The sequence below is a fragment of the Nonomuraea sp. LP-02 genome, from assembly GCF_036289125.1.
Classification (GTDB): Bacteria; Actinomycetota; Actinomycetes; order Streptosporangiales; family Streptosporangiaceae; genus Nonomuraea; species Nonomuraea bangladeshensis.
Map to the genome: position 1 here is coordinate 4,783,705 of NZ_JAXCLK010000001.1, position 15,397 is coordinate 4,799,101.

Here is a 15,397-nt window from a genome sequence, read left to right on the forward strand (position 1 = left end):
TAAGAACGCCGGGGAACCGGTGACTTCGTCCTGCCCACATCTCTTCCTGTGAGCGACATATGATCAACGCATCCCCAACGCCGGAGCCGATCTCCGAGGCATTCGTCTCCGAAGATCCAGCCTGGTACAAGCGGGCGGTGTTCTACGAGGTCCTCGTCCGGGGGTTCAAGGACTCCAACGGCGACGGCACCGGCGACCTTCGCGGGCTCATCGAGAAGCTCGGCTATCTCGAATGGCTCGGCGTCGACTGCCTGTGGCTGCTGCCGCTGTACGAGTCGCCGCTGCGCGACGGCGGCTACGACATCTCCGACTACATGAAGATCCTTCCTGACTTCGGAGATCTCGGGGATTTCATCCAGCTGATCGAGGCCGCCCACGAGCGGGGCCTGCGGATCATCACCGACCTCGTGATGAACCACACCAGCGACAAACATCCTTGGTTCCAGGCCTCGCGGCACGACCCCGAGGGCCCGTACGGCGATTTCTACGTGTGGTCGGACGATCCCACCGGATATCCCGACGCGCCGATCATCTTCATCGGCGCCGAGGAGTCCAACTGGACCTACGACCCGGTGCGCAAGCAGTACTACTGGCACCGCTTCTTCCACCACCAGCCGGACCTCAACTATGACAACCCGGCGGTGCAGGAGGCCATGCTGGAGGTGCTGCGCTTCTGGCTCGACCTCGGCATCGACGGCTTCCGCCTGGACGCGGTCCCCTACCTGTTCGAGCGGGAGGGCACCGCCTGCTCCGGGCTGCCGGAGACGCACCAGTACCTCAAGCTCATCCGCGCCGAGGTCGACCGCCTCTACCCCGACCGGGTGCTGCTGGCCGAGGCCAACGGCTGGCCCGAGGACGTCGTCGAGTACTTCGGCGACCCCACCACGGGCGGCGACGAGTGCCACATGGCCTTCCACTTCCCGCTGATGCCACGCATCTACATGGCGGTGAAGAAGGAGACGCGCGAGCCGATCTCCGAGATCATGTCGCGCACGCCCAAGCTGCCCGAGCACGCCCAGTGGGGCATCTTCCTCCGCAACCACGACGAGCTCACGCTCGAGACGGTGACCGAGGAAGAGCGCGACTACATGCACAGCGAGTACGCCAAGGACCCGCGCATGCGCGCCTACCTCGGTATCCGCCGCCGCCTCGCGCCGCTCCTCGACAACGACCGCGACCGGATCGAGCTGTTCACGGCCCTGCTGCTGTCGCTGCCCGGCTCGCCGATCATCTACTACGGCGACGAGATCGGCATGGGCGACAACATCTGGCTGGAGGACCGCGACGCGGTCCGCACGCCGATGCAGTGGAGCCCCGACCGCAACGCGGGCTTCTCCACGGCCGACCCCGGGCGGCTCTACCTGCCGGCCGTCATGGACCCGATCTACGGCTTCCAGGCGGTCAACGTGGAGGCCCAGCAGCGCCACGAGGGCTCCCTGCTGCACTTCACCCGCAGGATGCTGCAGATCCGGCGCAAGCACTCGGTGTTCGGCACCGGCGCCTACACGGAAATGTGGTCGTCCAACCCGTCGGTGCTCACGTTCATCCGCGAGGAGCGCGACGACGTGATGCTGTGCGTCAACAACCTGTCGAAGTACCCGCAGCCGGTGGAGCTCGACCTGCGCAGGTTCGAGGGGATGACGCCGGTGGAGGCGCGCGGCGGCGTGCAGTTCCCGACGATCGGCGAGCTCCCCTACCTGCTGACGCTGCCCGGCCACGGCTTCTACTGGTTCAGCCTCAAGCGCGGCGCGGCCGCCCGCAGGGAGTCCGCCGAGGTCGTCAGCGAGAGGTGACGGGCACCTGGGCACGGGCCGCGCGGCGGGCGGGGATGAGCGCGACCGCGAGGGCCGTGCCCACGGCCGTCAGCACGGCGATCGTCAGGGTCAGAGCAGAGGGGGCGCGGCCGATGCCCGCCCCCACCCCGCTCGTGTGACCCTGCAGGTCGATCAGGCTCGTCACCACCGACATCCCCGCCGCCGCGCCCGCGCCGACCCCCAGCACCACCAGCAGGCCCGTGGCGGTCACGAGCGTCGCCATGACCTGGCGCGGCGTCAGCCCCATGGCCTTCAGCACGGCCAGGTCGAAGGCGTGGTCACGCAGGCCGAGCGCGCTCGCGGTGAGCAGGTTGGCCAGCCCGATGAGGGCCAGCACCCCGATCAGCGCCACGATGATCACCCGGATGACCGACAGCCGGTCGGCCGGGTTGACCGCCTCCTGCACCTCCAGGCCCTCGCCCGACTCGGCCAGCAGCCTGCCGCGCACCTCGGCGGTGTCCGCGCCCGGCTTGAGCGCCAGCGCGTAGAACTCCGGGGGCACCGCGTCCTTCGCCGACAGGCTGTCCAGCCCGACCGACAGCACCTCGCCGTCCTGGTCGGGCTCGACGTTGCGGCCGACGATACGCACGATCAGCGGCGTGCCGCCCACGGTCAGCCGCACCCGGTCGCCGATCTCCACCCCCAGCAGGTCCAGCAGGCCCTGCCCGGCCACGGCCTCGCCGGGACGGCCGTACATCCGCCCCTCGACCACCGGGAACGGGTACGGCGTGGACGACGCGCCGATCGCCCGCACCCGTACGGACCGGGCCTCGCCGGGCGACAGGGCGTTGACCTCCGTGCCCGGGTAGACGGCGGCCACGCCGGGGTCGCGCTCGGCGATGCGCCTGGCCTCGGCGGGCTCGACCTTGCCCGCGCGGACGTACAGCGAGGCGTGCTGGCCCACCTGCTCGGGATGGTCGGCGAAGTCGTCCAGCGTGGCCCACACGCCGAGCCCGATGGTGATCATCATCATCGGGACGGCCAGCCCGAACGCCGTCAGGAACGCCGGCATCCGCCGGGTGAAGGCGTCGCGGGTGCCGAGCACGAGCGCCGGCGGCAGCCGTACGAGGAGGGCCAGGCGCGCCAGCCGCGACAGGCGGCCCCGCGGCGGCGCGGACGGCGCGTCGGGGATCGGCGGCGTGCGCCCGCCGCGCCAGGCGGGCACTCCGACGGCGGCGAGCACGACCAGCGCCGTGCCGCCCACGATGGCCAGCATCGGCGCGGGGGCGACCGAGGTCGAGCCCAGCATCAGCACCATCACGCCCCAGCCGGCGACCGCGCCGGCCACGACGCCGAGCAGGCCGAGCGCGCCGTGCTCCACGAGCAGCAGCAGCGCCACCTGGCCCCTGGTGAAGCCCAGGGACTTCAGCGTGGCCAGGTCGCGGAGCTGGGCGAGCACCCGGCCGCCGGCCGCGTTGGCGAGCGCCAGCGCGGCGGCCACCAGCCCGACCGCGCCGAACAGCGCGAGCAGCGTGCCCAGCAGCCGGTTGTCCAGCTCCATCGCGGCCCTGACCTCACGCCAGGTGTAGACCCGCTGGAGCTTGTCCTCCAGCATCACCACCACGCGCTGCGAGACGACCTGCGTGGCGTCGGGGTCGGCCAGGCGCAGCCCGGTGACCCACTCGCTGCGGCCCAGCATGGGCTCGATCCGGTCGAGCATGAGGGGCAGCACGTACGCCAGGCCGGGCGTCCACTGCGGGTAGAAGCCCTGCTCGGCGGAGTCGGCGATGCCGCGTACGTAGAGGGTGTGCCGCCCGCCGCTCAGCGCGATGATCGTGAACGGCGCGCCCACCCGGAGCCGCAGCGACTCGGCGAAGGACCGCTCGACCACGACCCCGTCCGGCTGGGACGGGTCCAGCCAGCGGCCCTCGGCCACGACCGGATGCGCCACCCCTGGCGGCGTGGCGGGCATCGCGCGCAGCGCCGCGGGCTCCTTCTTGCCGTCCTGGGCCACGGTGACGGGCGCCGACCGGTAGGGGCCGGCGACCCGCGTCACGCCGTCGATGCCGGTCAGCGAGACGTCGGGGCTGTCGTCGGTGTAGAGCCAGACGTGGGCGCCGTCGGTCCTGGCGAACAGGCTGCGCCAGGGGTTGGTGCCCTCCTCCAGGAGGGTCGCCGCGGTGATCAGCGCGGCCACGATCCCGGCCACGGCCAGCACGGTGAGCACCGCCTGGCCCTTCCTGGCCCGCAGGTCGGCCTTGATCCACCGGCTCCCCGCGAGTGCGGTGCTCATCTGAGGTCGATCACCTCGCCGGCCGTGCCGGTGCGGCGGCGGGCGATGCGGCCGTCGTCGACGATCTCGCCGTCGAACAGGGAGACCACCCGGTCGGCCAGGCTGGCCACGCGGGCGTCGTGGGTGACCATGACGATGGTCTGGCCCTCCTTGTGCACGGTGCCGAGCAGGCGCAGCACGTCGCGGGTGTTGCGGCTGTCGAGATTGCCGGTGGGCTCGTCGGCCAGCAGCAGGGCTGGCTGGTTGGCGAGCGCCCTGGCCAGCGCGACGCGCTGCTGCTCGCCGCCGGAGAGCTGGGCGGGCGCGGCGTCGGCGCGGTCGGTGAGGTTGAGCGCGGCGAGCAGGCTCTCGCGCCGCTCGCGGGCCACCTTGGGCGAGGCTCCGGCGAGCAGCGCGGGCAGCTCGACGTTGTCGCCCACGGTCATGTTGGCGACCAGGTTGAAGAACTGGAAGACGAAGCCGATGCGCCTGCGGCGCAGCACCGCCCAGGCGCTCTCGGAGAGCGTGTCGACGCGCTTGCCGTCGAGCCAGATCTCGCCGCTCGTCCTGGTGTCGAGGCCGCCGAGGAGGTGGACGAGCGTGGACTTGCCGGACCCTGAGGGGCCCATGACGGCCACGAACTCACCTGGCTCGACCTGGAGGTCCACACCGCGTACGGCGGGCACGGGCAGAGCCCCATCCTGGTAGATTTTGACCAGATTGACCGTTTTTATGACGGAGGTCATGCCAGATCCTCCTGGCACCGTTCGAGCCAGTCAAGATCCGCCTGCAGATGGAGCATGGCCCCCTCGATGAGCAGCAGGGCCACCCGGTCGGTCGGGGGCGTACGGGACAACAGGTCGTTGAGGTCGCTCATGAGCCCGAGGTAGTGACGCCGCTGGCGGCTGATCAGCGCCATCCGGTCGGCGATGCCGGTGAGCGGCGCGAGCACGAGCTTCATGAAGAACTCGTCGCGCACGCGGGGGCCCTCGGTGGGCTCGTCCACCCAGATCTCGAGCAGCTCGCGGCCCTTGGCGGTCAGGTAGTAGACCTTCTTGTTGGGCCGGTTGGACTGCTCGACGTCGACGGCCCTGACCAGGCCGTCCTTCTCCAGCCTGCCCAGCGTGACGTATATCTGCCCGATGTTCGGGGAGGGGTAGGCGCTGCCGAAGGTCTGCTCCAGCGCTTGTTTCAGCTCATAGCCGTGAGCCGGCTCCTTCGCCAGAAGCGCCAGCAGGTGAAGCCGCACGCCTCACCTCCCCGGGCGTATGGGAACGCGTGTTACGAACGCGTTACTCGGTTATCCATTGACCTTCAGATTACAGGTGTGCATAACATGAATGCATCTACCTAACACGTATGTAACCCCGTTGAACACGGAGGAAACAGAGTGATCCGTCCGCTTCCGCTGATGCTGGCCGTGCTCCTGGCGACGGCCGGCTGCGCGGCGGCGGGCGACAAGGGCGGCGGCGAGTCGGCGACGGGCGGAACCGGTCCCATCACCTTCGCCACCGGACGCGACACCACGGCGTACCTGCAACCCCTGCTGGACCGCTGGAACCAGGCCCACCCGGCCGAGAAGGTGACGCTGCTGGAGCTGCCCGAGGCCGCCGACGAGCAGCGCGCTCAGATGGTGGCCAACCTCCAGGCCCAGAGCAGCCGCTACGACGTGCTCGGGCTCGACGTGGTGTGGACTGCCGAGTTCGCGGAGAACGGCTGGATCATCCCCCTGGAGCGCGGGCTCTTCCCGCTCGACAGGTTCCTGCCGCCCGTCGTGGAGACGGCCGTCTACAAGAACAAGCTGTGGGCGGTCCCGTACACGAGCAACGCGGGACTGCTCTACTACCGGACCGACCTGGTCAAGAAGCCGCCGAGGACATGGGCCGAGCTCCGCGACCAGGCACGGAAGATCACCGAGAAGCACGACGTCAAGGGCTACGCCGGGCAGTTCCTAGCCTACGAGGGGCTGACCGTCAACTTCTCCGAGGCCCTGCAGTCGGCCGGCGGCCAGATACTCAACCGCGACGGGACCGGGGTGACCCTCGACCCGGCCAAGGCGGAGACCGCGCTCGACTTCCTGCTCCAGGGCCTGCGGGAGGGCTGGATCCCCAAGGAGTCGCTGAGCTACAAGGAGGAGGAGACCCGCCTCGCCTTCCAGGAGGGACGGCTGGCCTTCGCCCGCAACTGGCCCCACGCCTACGGCCCCGCCCGGGTCGAGCTGGGCGACAAGATCGCGGTCACCAGGCTGCCCGGACTGAACGGGCCCGGCTCCAGCACGCTCGGCGGCGCCAACCTCGCCGTCAGCGCCTTCTCCCGGCACCAGCAGACCGCCCAGGAGTTCATCCGCTACTTCACCAGCCTGGAGAACGAGCGCCGCGTCCTGACCGAAGGATCCTTCCCGCCGGTGTGGACCGAGCTCTACGACGACCCCGACCTGATCAGGCGCTTTCCGTACCTGCCGGTGCTCAAGGAGAGCATCCTCGCCGCCAAGGCACGTCCGGTCAGCGCCAACTACAACCAGCTGAGCTTGGTGATCGCGAGTTCGGTCGCCAAGGCCCTCGGCACCCCCACCCCTGAGTCCGCGGCCGACGCCGCGGTCTCGATGAAATCCGAACTCGACGAGATCATCAGAACCCAGTGAGGCAAACCATGCGCACAGCCAGAGCAGCAGCAGTCCTGGCCGGGCTCGCGATAGCCGTCGCCGCGTGCGGCAACGCGCCCTCCACGACGGAGGAGCCCGCCGCGTCGGGCTCCGCCCCTGCGAGCTCCGCCGCCGGCGGCGAGAAGTCCCTCCAGGGCGTCAAGCTCGAGGTCGCGGCCAAGTGGACCGGCGCCGAGCAGAAGAACTTCGAGCAGGTGCTGAAGGCGTTCACCGACAAGACCGGCGCCGAGGTCACCTACGCCTCCACCGGTGAGGACACCGGCGCCTACCTCGGCCCGCGCATCCAGGGCAACAACCCGCCGGACGTCGCCATCCTGCCGCAGCCGGGCCTGGTCCAGCAGTACGCCGACCAGAACGCGCTGAAGCCGCTGAGCGCCGACGTCATCAAGGAGATCGACACCAACTACACGCCGTACTGGAAGGAGCTCGGCTCCGCCGGCGGCCAGGTCTACGGCGTGCTCATCAAGGCGGCGCACAAGTCGCTGGTGTGGTACCGCGCCCCCGCCTTCGACGACGCCGGCGTGCAGCCCGCGACCACCTGGGACGAGCTGGTCAAGAACGCCCAGACGATCGCCGACTCCGGCACGGCCCCGTTCTCGCTCTGCGGCGCCTCCGGCTGGACCCTCACCGACCTCTTCGAGAACGTCTACCTGTCCTCGGCGGGCCCGGAGAACTACGACAAGCTCTCCAAGCACGAGATCCCCTGGACCGACCCGACCGTGAAGGTGGCCCTGGAGAAGATCGCGCAGATCGTCGACAAGCAGGAGTTCCTGGTCGACGGCACCTCCGGCACCATGCAGACGGACTTCCCGACCTGCGTGAGCAAGGTCTACAGCAACAAGAAGGCCGCGATGGTCATCGAGGCCGACTTCGTGGCCGTCGAGGCGGTCAACTCCGGCGCCAAGGTCGGCGAGGACGCCAAGTACTTCCCCTTCCCCAAGGCCGGTGACACCGCCCCGGTCGTCCTCGGCGGCGACGTCGCGGTGGCCATGAAGGACTCCCCCGGCGCCCAGGCGCTGCTGCAGTTCCTGGCCTCCAAGGAGGGCGGCGAGGTCTGGGCCAAGCTCCCCGGCTACCTGTCCCCGAACAAGAACGTCTCCCCCGACAACTACCCCGACGAGCTGACCCGCCAGCTCGGCCAGACCATCGTCTCGGCCGGCGACGCCGTCCGCTACGACATGTCCGACCTGGCCCCCAGCGCCTTCGGCGGCACCGACGGCAAGGGCGAGTGGAAGATCCTTCAGGACTTCGTGCGCAAGCCGAGCGACGTCAAGGGCGCCCAGGAGGCGCTCGAAGCCGAGGCCAAGAAGGCCTGGAAGTAAAGAGGTAAGGCCGTGACCGAACGGTTGGACGGCCCGAAGGTCCCGCCCGCGACGACCGCGGGCGGGGCCGCCACCGGACCGGCTGATACCCCCCTGACGAAACGACGCCTCGGCCCCTCGCCGGCGGTCGCGATCGCCTTCCTCCTCCCGGCGGCGCTGCTGCTCGGGATCTGGGTGGTCTACCCGATCGTCTACTCGATCATCCGCAGCCTGTTCGACGCCAAGGGCTCCGGATTCGTCGGGCTCGGCAACTACGCGACGATCTTCACCGACGGCGCGATGCTGACGACGATCCGCAACAACCTCATCTGGGTCGTCGTCGCGCCGATCATCGTCACCACGATCGGCCTGATCTTCGCGGTGCTGACCGAGCGCATCAAGTGGGCGACGGCGTTCAAGCTGATCGTGTTCATGCCGATGGCGGTCTCGCTCATGGCCGCCGGCGTGATCTTCCGCCTGGTGTACGAGCAGAGCCCCGACAAGGGCCTGGCCAACGCCATCCTGACGACGGTGCACGACACGTTCTCCTCGTCGCAGGGCTATCCCGAGGCCCGGCCGCGCGAGGGCGACCAGTCCCCGGTCGCCGACCAGGGCGGCGCCGTCGTCACCAAGCAGCCCGCCCAGGCGGGCCAGCCGGTGCTGATCCCCATCGTGGGCGTCAAGCCCGCGGTCATGCCGGCGAACGCGGCGCCGGCGAAGGCCCCGCAGCCGGGCAACGCGTTGTCCGGCGTCGTGTGGTTCGACTTCACGGCGGGCGGCGGCGGCACGAGCGGCCAGGTGGACGGCACCGAGAAGGGCCTGCCCGGCATGACCGTCGAGGCCGTGCGCGGCAACGAGGTGGCCGGCACCGCCACGACCGCCGAGGACGGCTCGTTCCGCTTCGACGGCCTGCCGGCCGGCTCCTACACGGTGCGGCTGCCGAAGGCGAACTTCGAGGCGGCCTACGGCGGGCTCTCCTGGCTCGGCCCGACCCTCATCACGCCGGCCATCATCGGCGCCTTCGTGTGGGTGTGGGCAGGTTTCGCGATGGTCCTGCTGGCGGCCGGTCTCGCGGCGATCCCGCGTGACGCGCTGGAGGCGGCCCGCATGGACGGCGCGACGGAGTGGCAGGTGTTCCGCAAGATCACCGTGCCGCTGCTCTCGCCGGTGCTGCTCGTCGTCTTCGTGACGATGATCATCAATACGCTGAAGGTGTTCGACCTTGTGTTCATCATCGCGCCGGCCTCGGTCCAGCCACAGGCGAACGTGGTCGCGCTGGAGATGTGGCGTGTGTCCTTCGGCGGCGGCAACAACCAGGGGCTCGGCAGCGCGCTGGCCATCTTCCTGCTGGTTCTGGTCCTTCCCTTCATGATCATGAACATCCGCAGGTTCAGGAGGGAGAACACATGACCACCGCCACCGCGAGCGCGCCGTCCGGCGCTCCTTCCGACGCCGCGTCCAGCCTGGGGGCCGGCGCGCCCCGCCGGGGCATCGCCGGCAAGATCGTCGATCGCCTGGGCAGCGGGGCCGTCCAGGTCGTCATGGTGATCCTCGGCCTGTTCTGGCTGGTGCCGACGCTGGGCCTGATGGTGGTCTCGCTGCGGACCAACCAGGTCAACAGCGCCGAGGGCTGGTGGACGATCTTCACCAAGCCGGCCGAGCTGACCATCACCAGCTACAAGAACCTGCTGAGCGGCGGCTTCTCCGCCTCCTTCTGGAACACCGTGCTCATCACGGTGCCGACCACGGTCCTGGTGATCGGCATCGCGGCGATGGCCGCCTACGCCTTCGCCTGGATGGAGTTCCCCGGCAGGGACACCGCGTTCCTCGTCGTGGTGGGCCTGCTCATCGTGCCGATCCAGATCGCGCTGATCCCCATCGCCGTGCTCTACGGCAACGTCGGGATCTTCGGCTCGATCCCGGGCGTGGTGCTGTTCCACGTGGCGTTCGGCCTGCCGTTCGCCATCTTCCTGCTGCGGAACTTCTTCGTCGGCATCCCGGCCTCGCTGCTGGAGGCCGCGCGCATGGACGGCGCCTCGGAGTGGAAGATCTTCGCGTCCGTGGTGTTCCCGCTGGGCAAGCCGGCGATCGCCTCGCTGGGCATCTTCCAGTTCCTGTGGGTGTGGAACGACATGCTCATCGCGCTGGTCTTCGCCGACACCGGGAACCAGCCGATGACCAAGTACCTGCAGTCGCAGATGCGGCAGTTCGGTTCGAACATGGACATTCTCTCGTCCGGTGCGTTCCTGTCGCTGATCATCCCGCTGATCCTGTTCTTCGCGTTCCAGCGGTACTTCGTCCAGGGCATGATGTCCGGCTCCGTCAAGTGACGGACCTTCACGGGCGCCCGCCACGGGGGCGGGCGCCCGTGATCATTCCGGTACGGGGGTCAACGGGCGTTCGGCTCACAAGGCGTACCAGACCTAGATAAGCTCAACGGCCATGGCCGGTCGTCCACTGAATGAAATCGTCGAAGCCGGATGGGCTGCGGCGCTCGAACCCGTCGCCGAGCAGATCTCCCTGATGGGTGAGTTCCTGCGCAAGGAGCTCGCCGAGGGGAGGCAATACCTTCCTGCGGGCAACGACGTGCTGCGCGCGTTCAGCCAGCCCTTCGACGACGTCAAGGTGCTCATCGTCGGCCAGGACCCCTACCCGACGCCCGGCCACCCGGTCGGGCTGTCGTTCTCGGTGGCCCCCGACGTGCGGCCGCTGCCGGGGAGCCTGGTCAACATCTACAAGGAGATGGAGAGCGACCTCGGTCTGCCCCGGCCGTCCAACGGTGACCTCACGCCGTGGGCCGACCAGGGCGTGCTGCTGCTCAACAGGGTCCTCACCGTCATGCCGGGCAAGCCCGCCTCGCACCGTGGCAAGGGCTGGGAGCAGGTCACCGAGCAGGCCATCCGCGCCCTGGTGGCGCGGAACAAGCCGATGGTCGCCATCCTCTGGGGCCGCGACGCCCGCAACCTCGCCCCCATGCTCGGCGAGGTGCCGCGCGTCGAGTCCGCCCACCCCTCCCCGCTGTCGGCGCGCAGCGGCTTCTTCGGCTCCCGGCCGTTCAGCCGCGCCAATGAGCTGCTGGTCAGGCAAGGCGCGGCGCCCGTCGAGTGGAAGCTGCCCTAGAGTCGTCGCCATGACTGATGAAGAACCGAAGTACCTCCGCCTCACGGTCGAGCTGACCGTCGAGGTGCTCGACATGAACGCCCTCCAGGCCGCGGCGCTCGCCGAGATCCGCCACCCGGACGCCGACCTCACCGAGGAGGAGCGCACGGAGCAGGCCGAGCTGGTCAACGCCGACGACACCGGCGCCTCGGCGCTGCAGTGGCTGATCGAGCCGGACCACGTGCTGGCGCTGGTCGACCACATCGCGGAGATCGAGCCGCGTGAGGCCGTCCTCGGCGTGGAGCCCTCCGAGGGGCTCAGCGACGAAGAGGACGAGGAGCACGACCACGACCACGGGTGACCGTGCCGGGGTGAGCGGTGGGCCACGACGTTCGACGGCGTCGTGGCTTTTCGCTTCTCCCGGCCTTTCGCCTGCTCAGCTAGGATCGGCTTCGTGATCGTCGCATTCTCCATCACCCCGCTGGGCGTCGGCGAGGGGGTCGCCGAGCCGGTGGCCCGCGCCGTCAAGGTGGTCCGCGACAGCGGCCTGCCCAACCGCACGGACGCCATGTTCACCACGATCGAGGGCGAGTGGGACGAGGTCATGGCCGTGGTCAAGCGGGCCGTCGACGCCGTCGCCGAGGTCGCGCCCCGGGTGAGCCTGGTGCTCAAGGCCGACCTGCGCGAAGGCGTGACGGACGGCATGACGGCCAAGATCGAGTCCCTGGAACGCCACCTGTCCTGACGCCTTACCTGCCGGGTGTCGTGCGGCTCGCGCGGTGGCGGCGCACCGCGTCGCGGTTGGCGCACCTCGGTGAGCAGTAACGCTGCCGGCCGGTGCGCGAGGTGTCGGCGAAGATCGCCGTGCACTCGCCGACCGCGCACCGCCTGAGCCGGTGCATGCCCCGTCCCACCAGGTGCAGCGCGGTGCCCACGGAGATGAGCGAGAACAGCACCGCGCCGAGCGACTGCCGGTCGTCACGGTAGTGCAGGTGCCAGCCGCCCGCGTGGTCGGTCATGCGGGGGTAGGCGGCCGAGTCCGCCAGCATGCGGTTGACCAGCGCGGCGCGCTCGTGCTCGTCCTCGGTGTCGACGACCTTCTCCCAGGCGTCCAGGACCGCGTGCACGCGGACCAGGTCGTCCTGGGTGACCGGGCGCTCCAGCACCAGGCCGGCCTCGCGGCAGCGGCCGGCCAGCTCCGCGGGCGTCGCCGGGCGGTGGTTGGCCAGGTCCGCGGCCAGGTTGACGGCATCCTCGCCGTAAGGGTTGAGATGCATAAGACCATTACAGCAGGCTGGCGGCATGACCCGCCACCCAGGAACGCGCCGGCCCTTACGGGCGTCCGCCGGCAGGACCGCCGAGGCTGGGCGGTACCGGTGGGTGGTGCTGGCCGCCGCCACCTTCACCCAGGCCGCCTCCGGCTTCTTCGTCCAGGGCATCGGGGCGATGGGCGTGCACCTGCGGGACGACCTGGACCTGAGCGCCGCCCAGCTCGGCCTGCTCCTCTCGGCCGCCCAGCTGGCCCCGCTGGCGGGCCTGCTGGTCGCCGGGGAACTCCTGGACCGCTACGACGAACGCTGGGTCGTCGGGGCGGGCGCCTGCGTGGTGGCCGTGAGCCTGGCGGTGGGAAGCCTCGCGCCCGGGTACGCGGCCCTGCTGCTCGTCCTCCTGGTCGTGGGCGCGGGATACAGCACCGTCCAGCCCGGGGGCAGCAAGTCGGTGGCGTCCTGGTTCGACACGTCCCGGCGGGGGCTCGCCATGGGCATCCGGCAGGCCGGCCTGCCGCTGGGCGGTGTGCTCGCGGCGGCCGTGCTGCCCGCGCTGGCCGCCTCCGCCGGGTGGCGCGCGACGCTGGTGGCGGGCGCGGTGGTCGCGTCCCTGGGAGCGATCACCTTCATGACCTTCTGCCGACGCCCGCCCCTCCCCCTGACCAGTGAAGCCGAACCCCGCGGCGCCGGCGTGGAGGCCGGCGGGCGGCTGCGGCTGCTGCGCGAACCGGCCATGGTCAGGATCCTGGTGTCCGGGACGAGCCTGGTGGCGGTGCACAGCGGCATCGGCGCCCTGACCGTGCTGCACCTGCACGAGACGGCGTCCCTCGCACCCGCCACGGCGGCCCTCGTCTTCGTGGCCGTGCAGGCGGCGGGCGCGGCCGGCCGGATCTGCCTGGCCGCCTGGAGCGACCGCAGCCGCTCCAACGCATCCGGCCGTCACCACCGATCCGGCCGCTACACCTCGGTGCTGGCCTGCCTGGTCGCGGTGATCGTGGGCCTGGCCGCGCTCGCCACCCCCGCCGGGCACTCCCCGGTGGCGGCCTCCCTCCTGTTCGTCTGGCTCGGGTTCTTCGGCATCGGCTGGTACGGCCCCTGGGTCGCCCACCTGGCCGAGTCGGCGCCTCCGGGCAGGACCGGGTTCGCCCTCGGCTCCGCGATGGCCGTCAACCAGATCGCCATCATCCTCACCCCACCCGCCCTCGGCTTGCTCAAGGACATCTCCGACGGGTTCGCGCCGTCGTGGGGCCTGCTCGCCGTCCTGTCCGCGACCGCCCTGGCCCTCACGATCCGCACCCCTGGGCCCCGCCCGTAGCGGCCGTACGAAGACCTCACTCCCCCCAGTTTCGCGATATGTCTTGACCGGTCTCACGGACGCGACATATCGTGTCGCTCGGCCACAAACGCGATAGTACGCGTCCACGGAGGTGGAGAGCAATGGAGCAGGAGCGAGTGCCGGTCCTTGTGGTCGGCGGGGGATACGCGGGGCTGAGTACGGCGGTGCTCCTGGCCTGGCGGGAGGTGCCGGTCATGCTGGTCGAACGGCATCCGAGCACATCCATCCAGCCCAAGGCGTTCGGCGTGGGCCCGCGCGCCGTGGAGCTGCTGCGCCCAGTGCCGGGCGTGGAGGAAGCCCTCTCCGGCATCTGGGCCGGCATCGGCGACGACATGCGCATCGCCATCGCCAAGAGCCTGGCCGACCCCGACCCGCACATGATCATGGCCAGCGAGGACGAGGACATGAGCTTCCTCCGCGAGGTCACCCCGGCCGCCCAGATCGGCGCGCCCCAGGCCGAGATCGAGCGCGTGCTCCGTCACGCCGCCGAGGAGCTGGGCGCCGACCTGCGCTTCTCCACCGAGCTCAGCTCCCTCGACCAGGACGAGAACGGCGTCACCGCCCGCATCCGCACCGGCGACGGCGAGGAACGGCTCGTCCGCGCCGACTACGTGGTGGCCGCCGACGGCTACCGCAGCCCCCTGCGCCACGCCCTCGGCGTGCCCACCTCGGGCAAGGGCGAGCTGGGCCAGATGTGCTCGATCATGTTCGACGCCGACCTCGGCGGCCTCGTACGCGAGCGCGAGGTCACCCTCTGGTACCTCCAGAACGACGCCTTCACCGGCGTCATCGTGACCGGCACCGGCGTCGGCGCGCACGTCCTCGGCGTCAACCTGGCCGAGGGCCAGACCGAGGCCGACTTCACCGACGAGCGCTGCGTCGAACTCGTCCGCGTCGCGACCGGCCGCCCCGGCCTCGACGTGCGACTGCTGGACCGTACGACGTTCGGGCTGGCCCACATCCTGGCCGACGCCTACCGCGCCGGCCGGGTCTTCTTCGCCGGGGACGCCGCCCACACCATGCCGCCCACCGGCGGCCAGGGCGGCAGCACCGCCCTCCAGGACGGTGCCGACCTCGCCTGGCGGCTCTGGCTCGTCATCACCGGCCAGGCCGGGCCGGGCTTCCTCGACACCTACGACGCCGAGCGCCGCCCCATCGGCGCGCTGACCGCCGACGCGCACCTCGCCAACCTCGGCGTACGCATGCCGCCGGCGGCCCGCGTCGGCTACCCGGAGCCGCTCGCCGACCCGACCGGCGCCCTGATCGGTCACCGCTACCACTCCACGGCGATCCTGGACGAACCCGGCGACGACGGCTCCATCATGGAGGACCCCCGCGTACCGAACGGCCGTCCCGGCAGCCGGGCGCCGCACGTGATCCTCGACTGGGAGGGCCAGCGCATCTCCACCATCGACCTGTTCGGCTCGGGCTTCGTCCTGATGGCGGACAGGCAGGGCGGTCACGCCTGGATGGACGCCGGGCGCATGGCGAAGGAACGGCTCGGGGTGCAACTGACCCGCCTGCTGGTGGGCGACGAACTGCGGGACGTGGAGGGGTGCTGGCGGGACCGGTACGGCGTCAACGGGGACGGCGCCGTCCTGGTCCGCCCGGACGGCTACGTCGCCTGGCGCACCCCGTCCATGGCCGACGACCCCCTGGCCACCCTGGAGCAGGTCCTGCGCGCCATCCTCAGCCGCTGATCCCG

Annotated in this window: 14 protein-coding genes; 10 read left to right on the top strand and 4 right to left on the bottom strand. The window is 70.5% G+C overall.

Features of this window, described 5'->3' with window-relative positions; all coding sequences use genetic code 11:
- The first annotated feature begins 59 nt into the window (after window positions 1-59).
- On the top strand, window positions 60-1,793 hold the full coding sequence (gene treS / locus SMD20_RS22190) for a maltose alpha-D-glucosyltransferase (RefSeq protein ID WP_329584120.1): 1,734 nt from the start codon (window positions 60-62) through the stop codon (window positions 1,791-1,793).
- On the opposite strand, the gene SMD20_RS22195 is transcribed toward treS, so the two are convergent.
- Genes SMD20_RS22195 through SMD20_RS22205 form a run of 3 tightly spaced genes read right to left on the bottom strand, consistent with a single transcriptional unit; the run spans window position 1,780 to window position 5,275 of the window.
- Window positions 1,780-4,047, bottom strand: a complete 2,268-nt coding sequence (locus tag SMD20_RS22195; RefSeq protein ID WP_329584121.1) for an ABC transporter permease — start codon at window positions 4,045-4,047, stop codon at window positions 1,780-1,782. The two genes, treS and SMD20_RS22195, sit on opposite strands and share 14 nt — an antisense overlap.
- A complete protein-coding gene (locus SMD20_RS22200) occupies window positions 4,044-4,772 on the bottom strand; it encodes an ABC transporter ATP-binding protein (protein ID WP_091090771.1) in 729 nt (242 codons plus the stop codon). The genes SMD20_RS22195 and SMD20_RS22200 overlap by 4 nt, the downstream gene beginning before the upstream one ends.
- Window positions 4,769-5,275, bottom strand: coding sequence for a PadR family transcriptional regulator (locus tag SMD20_RS22205; RefSeq protein WP_329584123.1), 507 nt, complete (start codon window positions 5,273-5,275; stop codon window positions 4,769-4,771). The genes SMD20_RS22200 and SMD20_RS22205 overlap by 4 nt, the downstream gene beginning before the upstream one ends.
- Before the next feature lie 141 nt (window positions 5,276-5,416).
- On the opposite strand from SMD20_RS22205, the gene SMD20_RS22210 reads away from it, so the two are divergent.
- The 7 genes from SMD20_RS22210 (at window position 5,417) to SMD20_RS22240 (ending at window position 11,833) form a co-directional block, all read left to right on the top strand.
- Window positions 5,417-6,667 (top strand): ABC transporter substrate-binding protein, encoded by a 1,251-nt coding sequence (locus SMD20_RS22210; RefSeq protein WP_329584125.1) that lies wholly within the window; start codon window positions 5,417-5,419, stop codon window positions 6,665-6,667.
- A gap of 8 nt (window positions 6,668-6,675) precedes the next feature.
- Window positions 6,676-8,010, top strand: coding sequence for an ABC transporter substrate-binding protein (locus SMD20_RS22215; RefSeq protein ID WP_329584127.1), 1,335 nt, complete (start codon window positions 6,676-6,678; stop codon window positions 8,008-8,010).
- A gap of 12 nt (window positions 8,011-8,022) precedes the next feature.
- Window positions 8,023-9,399 carry an ABC transporter permease gene (locus tag SMD20_RS22220; RefSeq protein ID WP_329584128.1) on the top strand — a complete coding sequence of 459 codons (1,377 nt, stop codon included), beginning with the start codon at window positions 8,023-8,025 and terminating at the stop codon, window positions 9,397-9,399.
- Complete coding sequence (locus SMD20_RS22225) at window positions 9,396-10,319, top strand: carbohydrate ABC transporter permease (RefSeq protein ID WP_329584130.1); 924 nt, start codon at window positions 9,396-9,398, stop codon at window positions 10,317-10,319. The genes SMD20_RS22220 and SMD20_RS22225 overlap by 4 nt, the downstream gene beginning before the upstream one ends.
- 112 nt (window positions 10,320-10,431) lie before the next feature.
- Window positions 10,432-11,109 (top strand): uracil-DNA glycosylase, encoded by a 678-nt coding sequence (locus SMD20_RS22230; RefSeq protein WP_329584131.1) that lies wholly within the window; start codon window positions 10,432-10,434, stop codon window positions 11,107-11,109.
- A gap of 10 nt (window positions 11,110-11,119) precedes the next feature.
- Window positions 11,120-11,449, top strand: coding sequence for a hypothetical protein (locus SMD20_RS22235; RefSeq protein WP_091090760.1), 330 nt, complete (start codon window positions 11,120-11,122; stop codon window positions 11,447-11,449).
- A gap of 93 nt (window positions 11,450-11,542) precedes the next feature.
- Window positions 11,543-11,833 carry an MTH1187 family thiamine-binding protein gene (locus tag SMD20_RS22240; protein ID WP_329584133.1) on the top strand — a complete coding sequence of 97 codons (291 nt, stop codon included), beginning with the start codon at window positions 11,543-11,545 and terminating at the stop codon, window positions 11,831-11,833.
- Between the two features lie 4 nt (window positions 11,834-11,837).
- Here SMD20_RS22240 and SMD20_RS22245 read toward each other — a convergent pair whose 3' ends face one another.
- The gene (locus tag SMD20_RS22245; RefSeq protein WP_329584134.1) at window positions 11,838-12,365 is read right to left on the bottom strand and encodes a CGNR zinc finger domain-containing protein; all 528 of its coding nucleotides are present in this window, start codon (window positions 12,363-12,365) and stop codon (window positions 11,838-11,840) included.
- Between the two features lie 25 nt (window positions 12,366-12,390).
- Between SMD20_RS22245 and SMD20_RS22250 the strand changes: the two genes are divergently transcribed.
- Window positions 12,391-13,671, top strand: a complete 1,281-nt coding sequence (locus SMD20_RS22250; RefSeq protein WP_329584136.1) for an MFS transporter — start codon at window positions 12,391-12,393, stop codon at window positions 13,669-13,671.
- Window positions 13,672-13,793: 122 nt separating this feature from the next.
- On the top strand, window positions 13,794-15,392 hold the full coding sequence (locus tag SMD20_RS22255; RefSeq protein WP_329584138.1) for an FAD-dependent monooxygenase: 1,599 nt from the start codon (window positions 13,794-13,796) through the stop codon (window positions 15,390-15,392).
- Window positions 15,393-15,397: the final 5 nt, after the last annotated feature.